Annotated in this window: 17 protein-coding genes; 14 read left to right on the top strand and 3 right to left on the bottom strand. The window is 58.9% G+C overall.

Annotation, left to right across the window (positions count from 1 at the left end):
• Window positions 1-394: 394 nt before the first annotated feature.
• Together M1E02_RS07170 and M1E02_RS07175 are read left to right on the top strand one after the other, a co-directional pair.
• The gene (locus M1E02_RS07170; protein WP_479377399.1) at window positions 395-1,213 is read left to right on the top strand and encodes an ABC transporter substrate-binding protein; all 819 of its coding nucleotides are present in this window, start codon (window positions 395-397) and stop codon (window positions 1,211-1,213) included.
• 75 nt (window positions 1,214-1,288) lie between these two features.
• The gene (locus M1E02_RS07175) at window positions 1,289-3,436 is read left to right on the top strand and encodes an acyltransferase family protein (protein ID WP_479377400.1); all 2,148 of its coding nucleotides are present in this window, start codon (window positions 1,289-1,291) and stop codon (window positions 3,434-3,436) included.
• Window positions 3,437-3,815: 379 nt separating this feature from the next.
• Here M1E02_RS07175 and M1E02_RS07180 read toward each other — a convergent pair whose 3' ends face one another.
• Entirely contained in the window at window positions 3,816-5,873 is a 2,058-nt protein-coding gene (locus M1E02_RS07180; protein WP_479377401.1) for a DUF6541 family protein, read from the bottom strand.
• A 125-nt stretch (window positions 5,874-5,998) separates the two neighbouring features.
• Here M1E02_RS07180 and M1E02_RS07185 point away from each other — a divergent pair, with 125 nt between their 5' ends.
• From M1E02_RS07185 to M1E02_RS07200, 4 genes are all read left to right on the top strand, one after another.
• A complete protein-coding gene (locus M1E02_RS07185) occupies window positions 5,999-6,769 on the top strand; it encodes a glycosyltransferase family 2 protein (protein WP_479377402.1) in 771 nt (256 codons plus the stop codon).
• A 2-nt stretch (window positions 6,770-6,771) separates the two neighbouring features.
• Window positions 6,772-7,194 (top strand): DUF2304 domain-containing protein, encoded by a 423-nt coding sequence (locus M1E02_RS07190; protein ID WP_479377403.1) that lies wholly within the window; start codon window positions 6,772-6,774, stop codon window positions 7,192-7,194.
• Window positions 7,184-8,080 carry a glycosyltransferase family 2 protein gene (locus M1E02_RS07195; RefSeq protein WP_479377404.1) on the top strand — a complete coding sequence of 299 codons (897 nt, stop codon included), beginning with the start codon at window positions 7,184-7,186 and terminating at the stop codon, window positions 8,078-8,080. The genes M1E02_RS07190 and M1E02_RS07195 overlap by 11 nt, the downstream gene beginning before the upstream one ends.
• An 89-nt stretch (window positions 8,081-8,169) precedes the next feature.
• Complete coding sequence (locus M1E02_RS07200) at window positions 8,170-9,501, top strand: lipopolysaccharide biosynthesis protein (protein WP_479377405.1); 1,332 nt, start codon at window positions 8,170-8,172, stop codon at window positions 9,499-9,501.
• Window positions 9,502-9,562: 61 nt separating this feature from the next.
• Here the strand turns inward: M1E02_RS07200 and M1E02_RS07205 are convergent, their stop codons facing one another.
• Both M1E02_RS07205 and M1E02_RS07210 read right to left on the bottom strand, forming a co-directional pair.
• A complete protein-coding gene (locus M1E02_RS07205) occupies window positions 9,563-12,265 on the bottom strand; it encodes an LGFP repeat-containing protein (RefSeq protein WP_479377406.1) in 2,703 nt (900 codons plus the stop codon).
• 48 nt (window positions 12,266-12,313) lie between these two features.
• Window positions 12,314-14,770: a GH25 family lysozyme gene (locus M1E02_RS07210; RefSeq protein ID WP_479377407.1), complete on the bottom strand. Its 2,457-nt coding sequence runs from the start codon at window positions 14,768-14,770 to the stop codon at window positions 12,314-12,316.
• Between the two features lie 349 nt (window positions 14,771-15,119).
• On the opposite strand from M1E02_RS07210, the gene M1E02_RS07215 reads away from it, so the two are divergent.
• From M1E02_RS07215 to prfB, 8 genes are all read left to right on the top strand, one after another.
• Window positions 15,120-16,343 (top strand): CpaF family protein, encoded by a 1,224-nt coding sequence (locus M1E02_RS07215; protein WP_479377408.1) that lies wholly within the window; start codon window positions 15,120-15,122, stop codon window positions 16,341-16,343.
• A complete protein-coding gene (locus tag M1E02_RS07220) occupies window positions 16,343-17,200 on the top strand; it encodes a type II secretion system F family protein (protein ID WP_479377409.1) in 858 nt (285 codons plus the stop codon). Before M1E02_RS07215 ends, M1E02_RS07220 begins: the two co-directional genes overlap by 1 nt.
• Window positions 17,197-18,138 carry a type II secretion system F family protein gene (locus tag M1E02_RS07225; protein ID WP_479377410.1) on the top strand — a complete coding sequence of 314 codons (942 nt, stop codon included), beginning with the start codon at window positions 17,197-17,199 and terminating at the stop codon, window positions 18,136-18,138. The genes M1E02_RS07220 and M1E02_RS07225 overlap by 4 nt, the downstream gene beginning before the upstream one ends.
• A 62-nt stretch (window positions 18,139-18,200) precedes the next feature.
• Window positions 18,201-18,434 carry a hypothetical protein gene (locus M1E02_RS07230; RefSeq protein ID WP_479377411.1) on the top strand — a complete coding sequence of 78 codons (234 nt, stop codon included), beginning with the start codon at window positions 18,201-18,203 and terminating at the stop codon, window positions 18,432-18,434.
• Between the two features lie 137 nt (window positions 18,435-18,571).
• Window positions 18,572-18,883 (top strand): TadE family protein, encoded by a 312-nt coding sequence (locus M1E02_RS07235; RefSeq protein ID WP_479378093.1) that lies wholly within the window; start codon window positions 18,572-18,574, stop codon window positions 18,881-18,883.
• Window positions 18,864-19,397, top strand: coding sequence for a hypothetical protein (locus tag M1E02_RS07240; protein ID WP_479377412.1), 534 nt, complete (start codon window positions 18,864-18,866; stop codon window positions 19,395-19,397). The genes M1E02_RS07235 and M1E02_RS07240 overlap by 20 nt, the downstream gene beginning before the upstream one ends.
• Window positions 19,394-19,873, top strand: coding sequence for a pilus assembly protein TadG-related protein (locus M1E02_RS07245; RefSeq protein ID WP_479377413.1), 480 nt, complete (start codon window positions 19,394-19,396; stop codon window positions 19,871-19,873). Before M1E02_RS07240 ends, M1E02_RS07245 begins: the two co-directional genes overlap by 4 nt.
• Before the next feature lie 59 nt (window positions 19,874-19,932).
• Window positions 19,933-21,048 carry a peptide chain release factor 2 gene (prfB, locus tag M1E02_RS07250; RefSeq protein WP_479377414.1) on the top strand — a complete coding sequence of 372 codons (1,116 nt, stop codon included), beginning with the start codon at window positions 19,933-19,935 and terminating at the stop codon, window positions 21,046-21,048.
• The last annotated feature ends 111 nt before the right edge of the window (window positions 21,049-21,159 follow it).

The following is a 21,159-nucleotide window of genomic DNA, read 5'->3' on the forward strand; positions in this document are numbered from 1 at the left end:
GCAGGCCGGGGCTGGGTAAACTTGTGGCGGTCCTGATTCCCCAGCGTCGAATCAGCCGGCCAAAGCTAATTCTTGGTGATGTTGAAAGACAGCACTCCATCACCACTATTAACTCAACGAGATTGGAATCGTAACAATGGCTGAACGCGAACGCGGTAGCAAACAGCCGATCGGAAGACGGCACTTCCTGACAGGTCTCGCTGTGCTGCCCTTCGGGCTCGCGGGCTGCGACGTCATTCGATCGAGTTCCGCCATACCCACGACCAGCGCTGACGATGGCGCATTCCCTGTGCGCATCACGCATGCCTTTGGAACGACAGAGATAAAAAGCGAACCGCGACGGGTTGCCACGTTGGGTTTGGCCAGCAACGATATATGTCTCGCTTTGGGCGTCGTGCCGTTCGTCATGCCGCATTCTGGTGTGCAAGCTAATGGGTCGACTCCATGGTTCGATTTGGCTTGGCGCAAATTTGGCCTCGATATGCCGCGGTTGGTGGACGAGTCCAAGGGGGCTCCTGTAGATGAGCTCACTGAGATGGAGCCGGACCTCATCATCGCAGCCAACTCTAGAATGACTCGAAATGAGTACAATCAACTTTCGAGGATCGCTCCGGTTGTCGCCTTTCCCGGGGACCCCGGCGATACCGAATGGCGGGCCTCTCTCGCAATTGTGGGCAAAGCACTTGGGCGCTCTAAGCAAGCTGAGAGGGTACAGGCTGATACAGAAGACAGCATTGCCCGCGAGCTTGCAAGCTATCCTGACCTTGCCGGGACAGAATTTCTGTTTTCAAAAGTGCGCGCGGCTTTGGGGTCCGACTTTCAAGTGTTTGACGAACAATCCAACCCTGTCAGGATACTGTCTGAGTTCGGGTTGAAACCGGCTGCTTCCCTTTCGCTAGTTCGCGAGCAGGGACGTGCCCTCAAGGGCATAAATGAAGAAGGGGAAACTTACAGCTGGCCTCAGGTCCGGAGTGGGGAGCTCTCCAGCGATATCGCCGTGTTCTCTGTCGTGCACGGTGAGGCCGAGGAGATCGAGCAAAACGACACTCTCGCCGATGTGCCGGCTTACCGGGCCGGGAACTTTGTCATAGCTGAGTCAACCGAGAACGGACTGGCCCTGGAAACGGCTTCAAGCCTCTCGCTGCAATGGATTGCCCGCAACATGCTTCCCGAACTGGCAAGGGCTGCGCACGGCGCAAAAAACGGTGAATAGTGTGCGGCGGCAGAAATCGCGCCTCAAAGGCCTCTCTAAATGTGGCGCGAGGTTGAGGACAAATGAGGAGAACGGGTGACGGGGCAGGTTCTTAGCACCAGAGCAACAACTAAAGCTGCGGCGGCCGTAAATGCCACTCGTAAGGATATACAGGCCCTGCGAGCCATCGCGGTTGGGCTTGTCGTCCTTAACCATCTTTGGCCGCAGCGGCTCCCAGGAGGATACGTTGGCGTTGACGTATTCTTCGTGATCTCCGGGTACTTGATCTCCAATCACCTGTTAGGGGAGTTGGAGCGGACTGGCAGAATCAGGCTCGGGCAGTTCTATGCGCGCCGTATTAAGCGGCTCCTGCCGGCTGCAACCTTGGTGGCAGTCATCTCCTTGATAGGGGCGTGGCTCTGGCTGCCCTATTCGAGATGGATGGATATCGCGCAGGAAACGGCAGCCTCCATGCTGTACGTCGAGAACTGGATGCTCGCGGCGAAATCAGTAGACTACTCCGCGAACCATCAAGCGGCCTCCACTATTCAACACTATTGGTCACTTTCCGTAGAAGAGCAGTTCTATCTCGTATGGCCTCTGTTGTTCATGTCTCTCTATATGGTTGCCGCCAGGTTGGGGCGTCGGCGTCGGGCCTTGCTGTCCGTGGGTGTTGCCGTTGTCAGTTTAGTGGCTCTGGTTTTTTGTATCTGGTTCACCTACACAAACAAGAGCCAGGCTTACTTCATCACGCCTGCCCGAGTATGGGAGTTCGGCGCCGGTGCACTGGTTGCGATTGTTGGTGCACACTATCTGGCCAAGCTGCGTTTGGCGCTTCCGAACGCGAGGCTGGCCATCTGCGGACTGGCTCAATGGCTCGGGTACGGGATGATAGCTTGGTCAGCCTTCGCGTACAACGAGCAGACTTTCTTCCCCGGGATCGCCGCTGCCGTACCCGTCCTCGGCACGCTCCTCGTCATAGCGTCAGGCCCGGTTGGACCAGCTTGGTCTCCAAACCAGCTGCTTGCCGCTAAGCCGGTTCAATTCGTGGGTGACGTTTCATATTCGCTATATCTTTGGCACTGGCCAGTCATTATTCTTGCTCCCGCAGTATTGAGTCGCGATATTGGAAGCCTGGATAAAGTTGGCATACTTGTTTTCGCGCTCTTGCTGTCCTACTTATCGAAAAAACTGGTTGAAGATCCAGGTCGGAGCAAGTTGCTCAGTGGAGCGCAACCGCGAAAAGTGTTCCTTGCCATGGTCATGGTAGTGGCACTGGTCTGCACACTGTGTGCCGGACTACTGGGAAGCCTTCATTTCACCCAACAGACTGAAGCCCACAAGCTCCAAAATCTGTCGTCCCAGCCTTGCTATGGGGCAAGAAGCATGGACCCCCGCAACGAGTGCCAAGAGCCCTTTGGACCCCCGCTGGTCACAAACGTAGGAGCGAATGAGGCACCCTGGTTTGACGCACCGGAGTGTGCCCCGGCTGCAGACCCAATTCGAGTCAATGACTTGAAGTTGTTGACGGAGTGTGATTTTACGGGCGAGGCTCCAGCGACTGCCACTGTATGGCTTGTGGGGGATTCTCATGCCGAGCAGTGGAAGGCCGCTATTTATGAACTCGCGCGGCACAAGAAGTGGGAAGTAAAGGAGACACTGCTAGGCGGCTGCCCTTTCATTGACGCCAAACGCATTGCTTTCATGGGGTCACCGAGTACGGACCCTAAATTCCAGCAACGTTGCCTCGATTGGGGTGAACAGGTCACTCAGCGCATCCTGAAGGACAAGCCGGACATGATCTTCACCTCATCCTTCGGCGCGGGAGAGACTATTGACGATGGCACCGGGCGTCCGCAGAGCGAACAGTACAGGGACGGTGTAGCGGGCAGGTTTGACGCGTGGATGGGAGCTGGTTCCGACATCTTTGTTCTGCGGGACACTCCACTGACGCTGGGGCACAGCAGCCCCGAATGCGTCGCTTTGAATGTGGAGAATCCGTTGAACTGCGCCAACCGTCGCGCTGAGGCTCTGCCTGCAGATCCTGTAGCCGAAGCAGCCCACCGACTCGATAGCCCGCAGGTCAAGGTTCTGGACCTGTCAGACCAGTTCTGCACCCCAGACCTTTGCCCCGCTGTCATTGGTGGCCTTCAAGTCTACTTTGACAACGATCACGCATCGCGGAGCTACATATTGTCCACTGTTCCTGCGCTGGCAGCTAGGTTCGACGAGGCCAGTCAATAAGCTCCGAGGCAGTAGTATCTCGTGGTGGCGCGTCCGAGGGGGATCGTGCCCAGCGGGTCACATCATACTGCCCGAGCGGCACAGCTCGGCGCTCAATTTCGCGGCGAAGTGAGGCTCCGGAAACTTGAATGCCCGCTCCTCAACTGCCTCGTGTAGCTGAACCGGCCCCGGCAGTGGATGACGCCTTGGGCATATCCGCACGAATGACGACATGACCACGCCTGGACTTTAGATGTCAACCTTAAGCTCCGTCGTCGTTGATCCGCAGCAAGTCAAGCCTCATGGCTGGGGTGAGCAGAGTCGGATGAGCCGATCCATCTACAGCAACATGCAACCCGCCGGAGCCTGCTATCAGCCGGTCAGGTAGTGTCAGACCTTCTCAGTCGCACACTGTGACTCTATAAAGATGGACTTTGCCGACGGTTTTGACGATCTCCATCCCTGGAGCCTCGCCGTCTGTGAGGCTCCGCAGCCCGATAAAGGGCTCGTCGCCGGGAACGACTTCAAAGTTTCCAAAATCGAGTGCCCAGAAGGCATTGAGTTTCCTGATGATGGGGCAGACCTTGTCGTTGTAGGCAGCCTCGTCCCAATGATCCAGCAGGTATTGCTCCTCATTGGTTCTGTCACCAAAAATATGGGGAGCCAGGGTCCTTCGATCTGAGACAGCGTAGACCAGCGAGCCACCGGTCCGGGGGTTGGCCACCACAAGATCTGATTTAGGAACGAAATCAGGCACTTCCGTGAGTAGCTCTGTTTCGTCGGTGGTCAGCAGATAGGAATTCCTGGTCGTCTCGAAAATAGTGTCCAGGCGGCGTTGGACGCCGTATAGGGTGCCACCCTGCGCCGCTGCCCCCAAAAGGAGGGCAAACGTGACTGAGGCTGCAACGCCAGTGACTGCAGGAAGTCGCGCGGCAAGGGGCCGTGCGAAGGGAGCGAGCTTCTCTGGGGAGGACTGCCCGTGGAGGACCATGAAGTCGCAAAGTGCCCTCAACCGCCAAGTCAGCCATTGCGCGCCCATCACGGCAACCGGCAGAGTCACCGTGGGAAGGAGGGCGGCAAGGCGGAAGCTGTCGTTGTACCAGACGCCGGTCAGGAAGGTTCGAAAATCCCCAATTATCCAGGCGGAGACGATCAGATAAAGGAACCCGCCTACTCCGTACATCCCAAGGACCCACCAGTATTGACCAAGCCGCCGGGCTATAACATACAGACCGATCACCGTCAGGACAAGCATGACCCATGCCACTGTTGTGCCCATAGGAGCACTGGCAAGAATCTCACCTATCGCCCTGGCGTTGGATTGGAAAGGCGTCCAGGGGGCGGCGGCAAGGCTGGGCCGGATAAAGCTCCAAATGGCGAGGCCGACGATCAGATACACACCGGTGAATCCAGCCCAGCCCGCTACCGCGCGCCCGCTCTCCTTGCCACGGCGATACATCCGCCAGCTCAGTATCAGCCGGGCAATGACTACCGGGCTGCTGAAACCCACCAAGGCAACGAGACAGCTCGGGTGCGCGAGGGCGAGGCCGGGTGCTATCAGAGCCAGGGCTGCAAGTGGCGCCCAGAACGAAGATGACCGGCACCGGGCTAGTCCCAGAACTTCAATGACAAGCCCAAGCGCGACAGGCAGCAATGCGATAGCGGCATGGTTCGGGTAGAGCACACCAAAAGCAACCATCAGGTATGGGAAAGAACTGAATCCTGCCGAGAGGACTCCCGCAAAAAGAATTGCCGTAGCCTGATTGCCCACGATGCGGGTGATCAGGAAAATGCACGATAGCGGCCAGACCAGGGCGCCGATAACAATCGTGCCTACGTTGACGACCTCCATCACCGAAGTTCCTCCAAACATGAAGACCAAGGACATCAGGTCATGCATGGCGGCAGGGTAGAAGCCCGTCGAGGAGTCCGTGAGGTTGCCCAGACTAAGAGAAGAACCGTTTTGGGTGTTTGCTATGTGGCGGATGGCATTCAGATGGTAGACGTTGTCAAACGTCTGGGAAAGGTTGTCAGGATTTCCGAAACCCCGAACATACCGATAGGTGATGATGAAAGCCGGTACGGTCACGGCCACCATCACGATGAGAGGCCAGAAGCGCTGACGGGAGGCGGCGAGAGGAATGACTCCGTTCGCTCCCAGAGTTCCCCTTTCTCCGGCGGGACGATCCCCGGGAAGGCGATGCAACAATGCCCGCCTAGCGACAAAAGCCAGCGCCGTCACCACGGCGCAAGCTGTCAGAAAAGTGGTGGGGTTATAAGGTACGCCCGTGACTCCAAAGACGATGGCCAGAACCGACGCCAGAGAGAACGATACGGGGGCAGCGAGGCAGAGCAGATTCACCCGACGCACTCCAGCGGCTGCCAAAACGGCCATCCCCGGAACAAAAAAGACGAGAATTGCACCCGCAAATGCAGGGGCCGTCTGCCACCAAGTCATTAATTCGTTCTCCCTCAGAATGCCAATCGAACGGTTCAAGTATGCCTTGTTTTCCAACAGCCGACGTGCCCGGGGGGATTCGGCGTGCGGTTCGATGGCTCATTGCGTTGATATAGTTGAACATCATGGGCAACTCAACGACTTCCGGCGTTCTCATCATCATGCCAGCTTGGAACGAGGCTGAAGCAATCGGAGACACCATTCGCGAAGTGATGCGCACCGTGCCTCATGACGTTCTGGTGGTCGATGACGGATCGAAAGACGACACAGCGAAAGTGGCGCACGACGCCGGAGCCACAGTCCTCAAGCTTCCTTTTAACCTTGGAGTCGGAGGTGCGATGCGTACGGGGTTCAAGTACGCAATTCGTCACGGTTACAAGGCAGCAATCCAAGTGGACTCCGACGGCCAACACGATCCCTTCGACATCGACAGGGTGCTGGCCGGACTCGAAGTAGCAGATATTTCAATTGGGGCCCGCTTCGCCGGTCGAGGCAGCTATGACGTCAAGGGACCGCGGCGGTGGGCGATGTCGGTTCTCGCCAAGGTGATTTCCCAGGTTGCTCGGACGGAGCTGACTGACGTAACCTCAGGCTTTCGTGCGGCCAACGAACGCGCCCTCCATCAGTACATAGATCATTTTCCGGTCGAATATCTCGGTGATACGATCGATTCTTTGGTCGTCGCCATCAAGTCCGGCTGCAGCGTGACTCAGGTTCCGGTCGAGATGAAAGTCCGACAGGCAGGAACGCCGAGTACCGGGCCACTCAAGTCTGCGATCTATCTGGCACGCTCAGGATTGGTCCTCTGCTTTGCCCTTGCGAGACGAAAAACACCAGCCCCCGAGACTGTCCATACCCCTGAACTGGGGTCCATAGCAGGCGAAAGCAGTATTTGATTATGAGCGTTGCGTCTGCGTTGGTGATCGCCATTGTCATGGTGGTCGCCGTCCTGTATTTGCTTCGGCGGGGAAAGCTTCGCGAAAAGTACACCGTGCTGTGGCTTATCGTCGGCGGCTTGACCATCGTCCTCGGAGTGTTCCCTCAACTCCTTGACTGGGCCGCGTCTCTGGTTGGCATTCGCGTGCCTGCAAACCTGCTGTTTGCACTGGCGATCGTGTTGCTGGTGGGCGTTAGTCTGCACGTCTCGCGGGAACTGACCATCCTCGAAGACGAAACCCGCATTTTGGCCGAGGAAGTCTCCATCCTCCGGGCCTCGGTGGAAGCGTTGCACCTTGCTGCCTCTTCCGTCCCAAAGCCCCACCTCGATGAAAATCCGGCCACCCTTGGCCAATCCACACGGAAAGAAACTAATGACCATTGATGTAATGCTTCCGTACTACGGCGATGTGGCAATGATGAAGGCAGCCGTCGACTCGATCCTCGATCAGAATGACCGGGATTTTCAGCTAACTATTGTTGATGATGGCTACCCGGATGAGACGCTGCCCGCTTACTTCGAAGGGTTGACAAGTACCGATAGTCGGGTCCGGTATCTGCGCAATGAGAAAAACCTCGGCGCAAATGGCAACTATCGTAAATGCCTCGGGCTCGTAGAGCACGAGTTCACTGTCATCATGGGTGCAGACGACATCATGCTTCCCAACTACATCGAAACTATCCGGAAGGGTTTTCAGAACCCGGATGTGGATATTGTTCAGCCGGGCGTTGAGGTCATCGACGAAAATGGCGTCGTGTACGAACCTCTTGGCGACAAGGTTAAGGACTACCTGCGTGGACGCATCGTAGGTCAAAGTACAGATGCGATCATCGCCGGAGAGCCGGTAGCCAAAAGCCTCATCACAGGCGACTGGTTGTACTTCCCTTCCGTGGCATGGCGGTCTGACGCCATCAAGAAGCACAGCTTCCGCGAACAGTACAACGTCGTTCAGGACCTCGCGTTGGCTATGGATATCATCATGGATGGCGGAAAGATGATGGTCTCCGACACTGTGTGCTTCCAGTACCGCCGGCACCGCGAGTCTGATTCTTCCGTGCAGGCTTTGGACGGGCGCCGCTTCGCCGAAGAGCGCGCTTTCTTCGATGAGTGCGTGAGGGACTTTCGTAATCTGGGATGGAATGACGCCGCCAATGCTGCCCGCCTGCATCTCTCTTCACGGCTTCATGCACTGACCCTTGCTCCGAAGGTCATCCAGAAGCGCATGTGGTTGGGTCTCCGGAAGCTTGCGGCTCACGTCGTCCGACTCTAGCCCGTTCGATGGTCGCTGAGGGCACCCAAGAGAACGCCAGTAGTACTGTTGGTCGTCGATCGACCCTCCTATATTTAGTCGGATCGTTGGTGCAGGGCTTAGGCCTGATCCTGATCCAGCCTTTTGCGATCAGGTTGCTGGATCCGGTTCAGTGGGGACTGGTTTCTACTGCCGTAGTCGCACTGCAGGTAATGGTTGTTCTCATCTCGGCGGGACTTCCCCTGGCCATCACACGGCTTTGGTTTGACGTGTCCAATGGACAGATTCGGGCCAAGGCAATGTACGGCTTCCTGGCTTTTGGGGCCTTTCTCTTGGGCGGGACCCTGGCTGTTGGCACCTTGCTTGTTTCCTATGCGTCAGCAACAGACGTTGCTTGGCCTGCCATTATGTCCATGCTTTCCATAGGCCTGCTTGGATCGGTTCTGGGTGCGCAAGCCGTGTTGCGCGCCCAGGACCGTCCCATGGCATTTGTTGTGCTGAGCCTGATTTCGTCTGTGGCGGCGAATCTTGCTGGTCTCCTTGCCATTGTGCTCTGGGCTAACGCCACTGCCTATATGGTGGCGTACACGGTACTCGTAGCTGCCTCGGCGGCGACAGCCTTGTTCCTGGTCAAGCCAGTAGCCCCTTGGCGTGTAGTTAATATGGTCAGGGAATCGGTGGCAATTGCCGTGCCGTTGTTGCCTCACACTGGTGCCTTGATGCTCTTGACCCAGGGCGCTGTTCTCTTGCTGGCAATAGTGGCAGGGGCTGCATCCGCGGGGCAGTACGGCGCAGTTCTGATCTTTGCTCTGGGTCCACTTACGCTGCTTAATGCGCTCAACAACGCCTGGGCCACCCGTTTGATGGGAGCTTCTACAGAGCAATTGTTGCCCATGCTGCGCTCTGTCGCCGGGGAGGCGCTGATGGCCGGGACGGCCATTGGTCTGCTGGCCTCAGCTGCGGCAAGTGCAGGGAGCATCATTCTCACGCAAGCGCCTGACAACCTAGCCCCCGTGGCGAGAATCCTCCCCATTATGTCAGTGGGCTATGCACTGTTCCTTGTTGCAACGAATGTCGTTTACATCCTGGCCAAGACCAAAGCTATGGCATACCTGACACCGCTTGTGCTCGTGTTCATGGCAGCCATTGCGTTTCCCTTTGCGAGCCGCGCAGATCTTGAAGCTGTGGCCATCATCCATGCAGCCGGCTTTACCCTGCTGGGTCTTGCCTATTGGATGATGGTCCGGACTTCGACGCCGCACGCCTGGCCGATCCGATTATTCCTGATCCTGATGCTCGTACACGTTGCGATTGTTCTACTGCTTGGGCTACTGCCGACAACCCTTTTGGTGGGTGCTATCGAGATAGCGGCCGTGGGTGTCATGGTGCTTTGTGCCACGTATATCAAGTTCAAAAAGGTCAGCCCGGCAGCCGTTAAGTAAGACAGCCAGATCCTTCCTTTTCAGATGCTGCTGAACTTCTCCACGCACGCTGGCCGTAGCGCTAGCCGATGTAGGCGCCGCGTGTTGGTGTCCAGGTGATTTTTCCGCCGGTGAATTGTTGGGTGCAGGTGTCTGCGGTTTGGTTGCAGGTTTGGGGGGTGGTGGGGTAGCCGAGGCGTCCGGTTTCGTATCCGGTTTGCTGCCAGAGGGTGCGGATGGGTCCGTTGAGGCTGGTTTGTGCTCCTGTGGTGGGGGACCAGATGATGGCGCCGTTTTGGTAGTTCTGGTAGCAGCCGTTGTTGGTGAGGCCGCAGACGACGGGGCTTGTGGGGTAGGCGAGGGGGCCTGTTTCGTAGCGGGTTTGGCTCCAGAGGGTGCGGATGGGTCCGTTGGGGCTGATGTGTGCTCCTGTGGTGGGGGACCAGATGATGGCGCCGTTTTGGTAGTTCTGGTAGCAGCCGTTGTTGGTGAGGCCGCAGACTTCTGCGCTGGTGGGGTAGCCCAGTGCGCCGTTTTCTGCGGCGTTGTTGCGGTAGAGGAAGCGGATGGCTCCTGCGCGGCTGATGTGGGCGCCGGTGGTGGGGGACCAGAGGATTTCGCCTTTTTGGTAGGCCTGGAAGCAGCCGCCGTCGCGTAGGCCGCAGAGTATGCCGCTGGTGGGGTATCCCAGGGGGCCGTGTTCGTAGCCGGAGGCTGCCCAGGCTGTTCGGATGGTTCCGTCAGGGCTTAGTTGTGCTCCGGTGGTGGGGGACCAGCTGATGGCGCCTTTTTGGTATTGCTGGTAGCAGCCGCTCTCGGGAAGGCCGCAGATGATGGAGCTTGCGGGGTAGCCCATGGGGCCGTTTTCGAAGCCGGATTGTGTCCAGGCTGTGCGGATGGGGCCGTTTGTGCTGAGTTGTGCTCCGGTGGCGGAGTTGAGGATGATCGCTCCGTTTTCGAAGCCCTGGTAGCAGCCGTTGTCTTTGAGGCCGCAGATTATGCCGCTGGTGGGGAAGCCGAGGGATCCGTTCTCAGCGCCGTTCTGGCGGTAGGTGGTTCGGATGGGGCCTGATTCTGAGATTTGCGCTCCGGTGGCCGGTGACCAGAGGATTTCTCCGTTTTGGTAGGTCTGAAAGCAGCCCCCGTTGCGTATGCCGCAGATTTCGCTGCTGGTGGGGTAGCCCAGGCCGCTGTTTTCGGCTCCTGCCGCACGGTATTTGTTTCTGATGGCTCCAGGGGTGGACGGGTGAGCGCCGGTGGCGGGGGACCAGAGGATTTCTCCGCGTTGGTAGGCCTGGTAGCAGCCGTTGTCCCGGATGCCGCAGATCAGGGCACTGGTGGGGTAGCCGATTGCGCCGTTTTCGAAGCCGGTGCGTGCCCAGGCGTCCCGAACGGGGCCATAGGTGCTCGGTTGTGCCCCGGTCGCAGCGGACCAAATGATGGCTCCGTTCTGGAAGAGCTGGTAACAGCCCCCGTCCCGCAGCCCACAAGTAATCCCCGACAACGAAGCACCCAACGACGGCATCGACGTCGCCAGATCTGCGATGGCCCTTGCCGCCGCGGCGGGAGTCGATTCGATGGTCACGCCTGCCGCCGAGTCTGAGATCCAATCGATCGACACTCGCGTTCCACTATGGGTGGTGAAGGTTTGTCCAGCTTGCCAGGCGTGTTTTTGGCTGTAATAGCCGGAAAACGGCCGGGAATCAGGCATAAGGACGATGGAACTGGCTGATGTTGATCCGCCGTTCTGGACAATCTTGACGCCGCGATTGCCGTTGTGCGCGGTGGCTGCATCGTTGCCTACTGGCAAGCGGAGTTCCAGGAAGTACACCTCACCGCTCAGGGCATCCGTAAATTTAACTGCCCTGTTTGGTGCGGTCCCCGCCCACGCTGAGAGCGTGTAACTCTTGCTGACTCCAGACCGCCCGGCGTCGAGGATCTCGTCCCCTCTTCCGAATCCACCGTACTGCCAAAGACTTGAACTGATGGTTGGTTGGCTTGTCTGGGAAGCCCCCATCAGGTCCATGGTGTCGCCATATTCCCGTACGCTGCAGCTGGGATCGGCGAACGAGCCATCGGAAAGACTCGCCACATCCGTTGCCCCACTAGTGCACTGGAGGCTGTCTGCGTGCATAAGTCCCAAGACGTGGCCAAACTCGTGAGTGATGACACTGTTTGTGAGCGAGCCGGGCAGTGGCATAAGAACACGGCCACTGGTGCCGTTCGTGCTCCAGCCGGCTCCTAAGGCACCCGAGGAAAGACTAGGCGTTGCTACGAACACGACGAGGGCTGTGTAGGGCTGGCTCACCCACGCCAATTCACGGCTGACCGTGTTCATGATTTCGCTGTAGGACTGCCAGGAGGCTGCAGATGACTTCACTCCTGTTCGTGTACTGGCGACCGACAGGGATAAGCGGTTGTTCGACATTGTCTTCCAATACCGGCTAGCGGTATCGATAGCAGAGTACGCGGCAGGGAGCGAGATTGACGCTGTCTCCGCTGCTGACTTGTCAGCAAGCTGGACTGTCACCAAAGTGACTTTGATGTCGCCTGAACGTGCGAGGGAAAAGGACTCACTGGAGAGTCCGCTGGGGCCAGACTCCCCCTTGCGTAGCGGGGCCGGAGGATCCTCAAAGGTGTGGATCGACGTCGGCGTCTGTTCTGCGTGGTCACCCTGCGGCGTCGGGGGAGTTGCTACCGCCGGGGCGAGGGGTGTCGCCGCAAGTGAAACGCCCCATAAAAGCGCGGCGCAGAATAGTGCAGGGAGCTTCCTTGTCCAGTTCATTGTTTCCTTCGTAGATGTCGTTCCTGGAGTTGCGAGTAACCGAAGGGTTCAGGGAGTTATGTAGGCGCCGCGTGTTGGTGTCCAGGTGATTTTTCCGCCGGTGAATTGTTGGGTGCAGGTGTCTGCGGTTTGGTTGCAGGTTTGGGGGGTGGTGGGGTAGCCGAGGCGTCCGGTTTCGTATCCGGTTTGCTGCCAGAGGGTGCGGATGGGTCCGTTGAGGCTGGTTTGTGCTCCTGTGGTGGGGGACCAGATGATGGCGCCGTTTTGGTAGTTCTGGTAGCAGCCGTTGTTGGTGAGGCCGCAGACGACGGGGCTTGTGGGGTAGGCGAGGGGGCCTGTTTCGTAGCGGGTTTGGCTCCAGAGGGTGCGGATGGGTCCGTTGGGGCTGATGTGTGCTCCTGTGGTGGGGGACCAGATGATGGCGCCGTTTTGGTAGTTCTGGTAGCAGCCGTTGTTGGTGAGGCCGCAGACTTCTGCGCTGGTGGGGTAGCCCAGTGCGCCGTTTTCTGCGGCGTTGTTGCGGTAGAGGAAGCGGATGGCTCCTGCGCGGCTGATGTGGGCGCCGGTGGTGGGGGACCAGAGGATTTCGCCTTTTTGGTAGGCCTGGAAGCAGCCGCCGTCGCGTAGGCCGCAGAGTATGCCGCTGGTGGGGTATCCCAGGGGGCCGTGTTCGTAGCCGGAGGCTGCCCAGGCTGTTCGGATGGTTCCGTCAGGGCTTAGTTGTGCTCCGGTGGTGGGGGACCAGATGATGGCGCCTTTTTGGTATTGCTGGTAGCAGCCGCTCTCGGGAAGGCCGCAGATGATGGAGCTTGCGGGGTAGCCCATGGGGCCGTTTTCGAAGCCGGATTGTGTCCAGGCTGTGCGGATGGGGCCGTTTGTGCTGAGTTGTGCTCCGGTGGCGGAGTTGAGGATGATCGCTCCGTTTTCGAAGCCCTGGTAGCAGCCGTTGTCTTTGAGGCCGCAGATTATGCCGCTGGTGGGGAAGCCGAGGGATCCGTTCTCAGCGCCGTTCTGGCGGTAGGTGGTTCGGATGGGGCCTGATTCTGAGATTTGCGCTCCGGTGGCCGGTGACCAGAGGATTTCTCCGTTTTGGTAGGTCTGAAAGCAGCCCCCGTTGCGTATGCCGCAGATTTCGCTGCTGGTGGGGTAGCCCAGGCCGCTGTTTTCGGCTCCTGCCGCACGGTATTTGTTTCTGATGGCTCCAGGGGTGGACGGGTGAGCGCCGGTGGCGGGGGACCAGAGGATTTCTCCGCGTTGGTAGGCCTGGTAGCAGCCGTTGTCCCGGATGCCGCAGATCAGGGCACTGGTGGGGTAGCCGATTGCGCCGTTTTCGAAGCCGGTGCGTGCCCAGGCGTCCCGAACGGGGCCATAGGTGCTCGGTTGTGCCCCGGTCGCAGCGGACCAAATGATGGCTCCGTTCTGGAAGAGCTGGTAACAGCCCCCGTCCCGCAGCCCACAAGTAATCCCCGACAACGAAGCACCCAACGACGGCATCGACACCCGTAAGGCAGATATCGCCCTTGTTGCTGCAGGGGGAATGCCGGTTCGAGCGAATGCGACTAAGTCCGAATAGCTGCCGTTCCACACATTTGAGTCGCCTGCGAAGGGACCGGTGCTGCTGTACTGCCAAAAGCTGTAGGTGGCCCAGCTTGAGGGGACACCTCCGGCATCGTTGGTTGGGGATTTGGGGTAAGCGGCAACCCAGAGCGGGTAGTCGCTGAATCCTTGCGCATCAGCCGTGCATTGCTTCCACCACGATGTATTGGTGTAGATCACGGGGAGCCGACCAGTGAGGGAGAGCATGGTATTGCCGAAATCGCGGACCCAGGAAGTCAATTGCGACGGTGACATGTCGTAGCAAGTGTTCCCGAAGTAGAACCCTTCGATGGTTCGTCCAGCATAGGGGTTGAATTCGAAATCGAGGACCGGCGGGAGTGTCGAGCCGTCCGCACTCCAGCCGCCACCGTTCTGGACGAAATACCGTGCTTGATCTGCGCCTGAGGACCAGTTTGGGATGGCAAAGTGGTAGGCGCCCCGGATCATGCCGACGTTGCGGGATCCCTGATACTGCGAGTTGAACAGTTCGTTGGTGTAGTAGTTGCCTTCACTGGCCTTCACGTAGGCAAATCTGGACCCCATGTTCCACTGCTGCTGCCAATCCACATTGAGCTGGTGGCCACTGACATCAAGGCCTTGGACGCCGAAAGTGGGCATCCATGTGCCTTGGGTTTCAAAGGAATCAGCTGTGTCGGACTCGGTGGAGTAGGAGTTGGGCGATGACGGAAGAGAGGCCTCCCCTGACACTCTTGCGGAACGTTGCCCCATTTCGGCCCCGCCCGGTCCGATCGCTTCCGCCATCGCATTCCGGTCACGTTCGTTTTGTGGCTCGGTGGCAGCGGTCTCGGCCTGAAGGTTTGGGGCAGGGAAGGAGCTTGAAGAAGGCGCAGGCTCGATGTCGCTGGCGTGCGCGGGGGAGGTAGGGCCTGCTGTTAGCAGCAACACCATCGTCAAGACAATCGACGGAAGAACTGACCTATGCAGAAATCGAGACCGGCCGAGTATGTGGATCATTTATTGCTCCGGGAACCATGCCGAACTCCCCCGAGCCCGGCACTAAGTCGCTTGTCCAGTCTGACAACCAGAGGAGCCGCTGAACTTGGGAATATCTGGCCTAACGCGCTCACGATAACATCGGCGCTCCCTTGAAACCAGTGTTTCTGTTGTTGCAGATGTGACTTGTGACCATAATGTTTTCCACAGCTTCCCAACTTGACTTTGTCCTTGCGTCTACCTGCTCTAGCTTTAAGCCAATTGCACTGCCTCAGCCGGGGGTGGCAGACGTATTGGGGAACATATGGACGCGGTCCAGATCGTCGAGGATGAAGTACGGGAGCTTATCCGCCGCAGGGGACTGGACCCGCTGCGACAGGCGGGCGAAGTCCGCAGGCTCGTAGAGGCAGCTGTCAGTGACTATGACGAGCGGGCGCTCATGGGACCGCTGCCACCGATTGGGTCTCTGGATACGGCTCGGCGCTTTGTTTTCGATGCCGTAGCCGGGTTCGGAACGTTGCAGCCATTGCTGGACGATACCACCATCGAGGAAATCTGGCTTAACGCCCCCAATGAGATTTTCGTGGCGCGCAACGGTGAATCGGAGCTGACGTCGCTTAGCCTTTCCGATCAGCAGGTCAGGGACCTGGTCGAGCGGATGTTGAAGAGTTCCGGCCGTCGGCTGGATATGTCATCACCATTTGTCGACGCCGCGCTTCCTGATGGATCCCGCCTCCACGTCGTGATCCCGGACGTCACCCGAAGGCATTGGGCCATCAATATCCGGAAGTTCATTGTCAAGGCAAGCAGACTGGAGCATCTGGTTGAGCTTGGCACCCTGACTCCCCAGTCAGCGCGTTTCCTGGGTGCCGCGGTCTCAAGCGGGTTGAACATTCTCGTCTCGGGTGCCACGCAAGCGGGCAAGACAACTATGCTCAACTGCCTCGCTGCAAGCATTGGGACACGTGAACGCGTGATCACAGTGGAAGAGATTTTCGAGCTGCAGTTTCCGCTTCGGGACGTTGTCGGACTGCAATGCCGCCAGGCCAACCTCGAGGGCGAGGGCGAAATTCCCTTGCGGCGGCTCGTAAAAGAAGCCCTTCGGATGAGGCCGGACCGGCTGGTCGTGGGCGAGGTCAGGGAGGCCGAAAGCCTGGACATGCTCATTGCGCTCAATTCTGGCCTGCCCGGAATGTGCACTGTCCATGCGAACTCGGCACACGACGCGGTGACCAAGATCTGCACACTGCCGCTCTTGGCGGGCGAGAACATTTCCAGTGCATTTGTGGTTCCCACCGTGGCGTCCTGTATCGACCTTGTCGTCCACTGCAGCCGCCAGGCCAACGGCCGTAGGCAAGTCACGGAAATATTGTCCCTGGGCCGCAGGGTGGAAAACGGAGTCATAGAGTCCTCCATGGTTTTCGCAATGATCGATGGCCAGCTTCAGCCAAGGCCCAACTCGATGCCTTCTGCAGAAAAGTTTGCTCGGGCCGGCTACGATGTCTCGGCGTTGCTGGAGGCGAGCTGATGGCACCGCTTCTGGGGGTTCTGGCTGGCGCTGGCTTCTTCCTTATCTGGTGGTCTGCGTGGGAAGAATCCGGACAGCGGGCGGCGCGTCCACCCCGGACCAGCCGCCTGGATGATCTGCTCAGAAATGCAGGGATTGAAAAGGTGTCAGGGCTTGGCCTGATAGCGACATGTTTTGGACTTGCGGTCTTCGTTGCTTTGGTGTTCTTCGTTGTGACGCGCTCGATGCCGATCTCGTGCTGCTTTGGCCTATTCGGAGGATGGTTTCCAGTGGCACTGGTCCGGTGGCGGGCGCTCAAGCGAACGGCTGTCCTGCGGCAGCTTTGGCCGGATGTAGTCGACCACTTGCGCTCGGCTATCCGGGCAGGACTGTCGCTCCCCGAGGCCTTGATCCAATTGGGCGATAAGGGACCTGAAGAGCTCCGCCACCTTTTCCGTGACTTCGGAGCCGATTACCGTTCCGGTGGCCAGTTTGATCCTGCACTCAACAGGCTGAAGGAAAGGCTCGCTGACCCTGTTGCAGATCGAATAGTCGAGGCCCTGAGACTCACGCGCGATGTCGGAGGATCTGACCTCGGCCGGCTCTTGGGGACTCTGTCTGAGTTCCTGCGCGAGAGTGCTCGAACGCGCAGCGAACTCGAAGCCCGACAGTCGTGGACAGTGAACGCGGCACGCTTGGCTGTTGCCGCTCCCTGGATAGTTATGGTGCTGCTGGCGAGCCGGCCTGAGGCCGTCACCGCCTACAACACTCCTCTCGGTGCCGCAGTGCTTCTGGGCGGCCTGATCGTCTCTGTGGTCTGCTATTCGATCATGCTCCGGATCGGGGCCCTTCCTCAAGACGAACGCGTTCTGAGATGACGGTGCTGGGAGCAAGCGCGCTGATTTGTGGATCCTTGCTTGGCGGCGGGCTGTGGTTGCTTCTGGCCCGTCTTCCCTTCATGCGGCCACCAACCTTTCTGGAGCGCATTGAGCCGCAGCTGAGATCCCAGAATGTCGAGTCCCGCCTTCTGATGACAGACAGCCAGCGCATCACTCCGTTCGGATTGTTGGATCGCATATTCCGCCCGCTTGTTCATGACGGTCTGTCTTCTCTCAACAGGCTCAACATGGGTTCGTCCGCGCTGACTCGTCGGATTGCGCAGGCCGGTATTAGCAAATCCACTGTCGACTTTCGGGCTGAGCAGGTGCTTTGGGCGATCTGCGGGTTCCTTGTTGCGACGGGTGTCGTGGCTGCATGGGCTGTGAATGGGAGCTTTTCTCCCTTCCTTGCCGTTGTTGCAGTCCTGGGGAGCGCTCTTTCTTCCTTCCTGTTTCGTGACTATTGGCTCGGGGTCCAAATCAAAAACCGTGAGTCCAGGATGATGGCAGAATTTCCCAGTCTTGCAGAGCTGATGGCACTTGCGGTGAGCGCGGGAGAGAGTGCATCCGGAGCGCTGGACAGAGTTTGCCGTAGCTCCAGTGGGGAACTGTCCAAGGAATTCAGCCGTGTACTTGGCGAAACCAGGGCGGGCAAACCCCTGGTGGAAGCGCTGCAGGAGTTTTCGGCCCGAACGGATCTTGGGCCCCTCGTGCGATTCGTGGACGGGATTGTGGTGGCGGTGGAGCGTGGAACGCCATTGGCTGACGTGCTGCGCGCCCAGGCCCAGGATGTACGCGACACCGCCAAACGCGACCTGATGGAGGCGGCCGGCAAAAAAGAGATCGCCATGATGGTCCCCGTGGTGTTCGGGGTGCTTCCCCTGACAGTTGTTTTTGCAGTTTTCCCCGGCCTTGCAGCCATCAGCCTGGGGCTTTGAAGATGTTTGGAAAAAGAGCCGGATGCCCGGATCAATCGGAGACAGCACAGAATGGGAACCCTATGAGCCTCGACAAAATGCGCCGGAATCTGCTGGTGGCAAGCTACCGATTTAGCAACCGGGTGCCATCTCGACGTCGGTCATTTCCTGCCGTCGATAGCCCGGAACGCGGCGATGTCCCTGGCTGGGTGATGATCACACTCATGTCAGCCGTCCTGGTGGCCGCGCTTTTGGCCCTCGCGGGACCCGCGCTGGAAGGCCTGTTCAATCAGGCAATGGACACGGTCGCTAAGTAACGATGCCGGGGTTGGGGCTGCGGAGCCAGGAGCGTTTGGACGTTCCTCCCGGAGACGCCCTCAGGAGTGCGGACAGTTCTTGGCGGGAACGGGGATCGGCTGTCATCGACTTCGTCTTGGTCGGGGGACTGCTGACGATGTTTTTCCTGGCCATCATTCAACTGACCCTGATACTCCACGTCCGTAACACCCTCATCGACGCGGCCGCATCGGGAGCAAGATACGGGACGCTCGCGGACAGGAACGCCGATGACGCACGAAACCGAACGGGGAGCCTCATCGAGGGAGCCTTGAACCAGGATTTCGCTCAGGACGTGACGACGGCGGAAGTCACCTTCCAAGGGCTGCGGACACTTGAAGTAACCGTCAAGGCTCCGCTTCCGGTTATCGGTCTGATCGGACCCCGGGAAGTCCTGGAGGTGAAAGGACATGCAGCACTGCAGCCCTGAAACCGACAATGACGTAGCCGGGTGCCTTAGGCGGCGTCTTCGTGCGGCCCGGAGCATCAAGGACAGTGGAGCTGCAGCGCCGGACGGAGGACTGAACGACGACGCCGAACGTGGGAGCGCCGTCGTCGAGTTCACCTTCCTGTCCGTGCTTCTGATGGTGCCGTTGGTGTACTTCATCATCACCGTCGGCCAAATCCAGGGCGGGTCTTTCGCCGTGGTGGGTGCCGCCGACCAAGCAGCGAAAGTGTTCGTCGCGCAGCCTGATCCGGAAAGCGGGCGCATCGCTGCTGAGCAGGCGGTGATGCTGGCGCTCGCGGATCACGGACATCCTGCCGCAAACGCCAAGATGGAAACGGTTTGCGAACCAGCCGATTGTGGGGCCGCCGGGTCTGCTGTTACGGTGACCGTCCATTTGAGCGTGCCGTTGCCGTTTGTGCCTTTCAACGAGTCCCTCGGTCTTACGGTCACCGAGCTGAGCGGCTCCGCTACACAAATCGTCGGCCGGTTCAGATGAGTGGGCAGCGCCAGCGGCGCCGGTATGTTCGCTCCGAGCATCTGGACGCGGAACGCGGTCAAATCACGGTGCTGACCATCGGCTACGTCCTGCTTGCGCTTCTCTTGACGTCGGTTGTCATGGCAGTGTCCACGGTCTACATCGAACACAAGAAACTACTGTCCATGGCTGACAGTGCTTCCGTGGCGGCCGCAGACAGCTACAGCTTGGGTCAGATGGAAACCAAGGCGGGAACGCCGTCGGCTGTGCTGAACGGGGGAAGGGTACGGACCGTCGTCATGGACTACCTGACCCAAAACGACGCCTTTACCCGCTTTGACGGTCTTGCCGTTGAGCCGTCGACCGGCAGTACAGACGGATCAACCGCTGTCGTCGTGCTTAGCGCTGCTGTCCATCCGCCCATAGTGAATTTCCTGGTTCCTGATGGAATTGCAATCCGGGCCGAATCCACTGCACGGGCAAGGCTGGCCCGCTGAGAGGAGCCGAGGCTACACAAAGCAGGGGGACGAGGCGGATAGCGTAGGCTGGAGGAACCATGGCTCAAATTGATTTTTCTGCAGAAATCCGCGCTCTTCGCGCCGTCTACACGTCCATCGAGAACGTCACGGATGTCGAAGCACTTAAGGAAGAGATCGCTGAACTCAGTGAACGCGCAGGTGAGCCTGATCTGTGGGACGACCCCGCAGCAGCCCAGGTCATCACTTCCAAACTTTCCCACCGCCAGACCGAGCTGGAGCGGCTGAACTCGCTTGCCTCCAGAATCGACGACCTTGAGGTCCTGGTAGAGCTGGGACAGGACGAGGACGACGCCGACTCGATGGGCGAAGCGGCCACCGAGCTCGAATCCATCCGCAAAGCACTGAAGGAACTCGAAGTTGTCACGCTCCTTTCGGGTGAGTATGACGAACGTGAAGCTGTTGTCACCATTCGCTCCGGAGCGGGGGGAGTGGACGCCGCCGACTTCGCCGAAATGCTCCTTCGCATGTACCTTCGCTGGGCCGAGCGCCACGGATATCCCACCACCGTCATGGATACCTCCTATGCGGAGGAAGCCGGCCTCAAATCGGCCACCTTCGAAGTGAAGGCCCCGTATGCGTTTGGGACCCTGAGCGTGGAGGCCGGTACACACAGGCTGGTGCGCATCAGCCCCTTCGATAACCAGGGCCGCCGGCAGACCTCATTTGCGGCCGTGGAAGTCATCCCGCTGATCGAGCAAACAGATTCGATCGAGATCCCGGACAACGAGATCCGGGTCGACGTCTTCCGGTCATCCGGTCCGGGTGGTCAGTCAGTTAATACGACTGACTCAGCTGTCCGGCTCACCCACATTCCCACCGGCACCGTGGTCTCCATGCAGAACGAAAAGTCGCAGCTGCAGAACCGGGCAGCGGCCATGCGGGTTCTGCAGTCGCGGCTGCTCCTCTTGAAGAAAGTCCAGGAGGATGCGGAAAAGAAGGCCCTCGCCGGCGACGTCAAGGCCTCTTGGGGCGATCAGATGCGCTCCTACGTCCTGAATCCTTACCAGATGGTCAAGGACCTCCGGACCGAGCACGAGGTGGGTAACACCTCTGCTGTGTTCGACGGCGAGATCGACGATTTCATTGACGCCGGCATCCGTTGGCGTACTGACAACCGCAACGCGGAAAAGTAGAAGAACCGCCGACGATCCGACCCCTCAGCCTGCCGGAATCGAGCGACACGCCCCGCTATTCCCCCGAATTCCCGATTTTCCGTGCGTATAGTCGAGAAGCCGGAGCCCTAC

The organism is Arthrobacter sp. Z5-13 (assembly GCF_056499105.1).

Excerpts from the sequence above, each read along its gene's own strand:
- prfB (WP_479377414.1), top strand. The coding sequence starts at position 19,933 with ATGGCTCAAATTGATTTTTCTGCAGAAATCCGCGCTCTTCGCGCCGTC.
- M1E02_RS07220 (WP_479377409.1), top strand. The coding sequence starts at position 16,343 with ATGGCACCGCTTCTGGGGGTTCTGGCTGGCGCTGGCTTCTTCCTTATC.
- M1E02_RS07240 (WP_479377412.1), top strand. The coding sequence starts at position 18,864 with ATGCAGCACTGCAGCCCTGAAACCGACAATGACGTAGCCGGGTGCCTT.
- M1E02_RS07185 (WP_479377402.1), top strand. The coding sequence starts at position 5,999 with ATGGGCAACTCAACGACTTCCGGCGTTCTCATCATCATGCCAGCTTGG.
- M1E02_RS07215 (WP_479377408.1), top strand. The coding sequence starts at position 15,120 with ATGGACGCGGTCCAGATCGTCGAGGATGAAGTACGGGAGCTTATCCGC.
- M1E02_RS07190 (WP_479377403.1), top strand. The coding sequence starts at position 6,772 with ATGAGCGTTGCGTCTGCGTTGGTGATCGCCATTGTCATGGTGGTCGCC.
- M1E02_RS07180 (WP_479377401.1), bottom strand. The coding sequence starts at position 5,873 with ATGACTTGGTGGCAGACGGCCCCTGCATTTGCGGGTGCAATTCTCGTC.
- M1E02_RS07210 (WP_479377407.1), bottom strand. The coding sequence starts at position 14,770 with ATGGTGTTGCTGCTAACAGCAGGCCCTACCTCCCCCGCGCACGCCAGC.
- M1E02_RS07195 (WP_479377404.1), top strand. The coding sequence starts at position 7,184 with ATGACCATTGATGTAATGCTTCCGTACTACGGCGATGTGGCAATGATG.
- M1E02_RS07230 (WP_479377411.1), top strand. The coding sequence starts at position 18,201 with ATGAGCCTCGACAAAATGCGCCGGAATCTGCTGGTGGCAAGCTACCGA.
- M1E02_RS07235 (WP_479378093.1), top strand. The coding sequence starts at position 18,572 with ATGTTTTTCCTGGCCATCATTCAACTGACCCTGATACTCCACGTCCGT.
- M1E02_RS07205 (WP_479377406.1), bottom strand. The coding sequence starts at position 12,265 with ATGAACTGGACAAGGAAGCTCCCTGCACTATTCTGCGCCGCGCTTTTA.
- M1E02_RS07245 (WP_479377413.1), top strand. The coding sequence starts at position 19,394 with ATGAGTGGGCAGCGCCAGCGGCGCCGGTATGTTCGCTCCGAGCATCTG.
- M1E02_RS07225 (WP_479377410.1), top strand. The coding sequence starts at position 17,197 with ATGACGGTGCTGGGAGCAAGCGCGCTGATTTGTGGATCCTTGCTTGGC.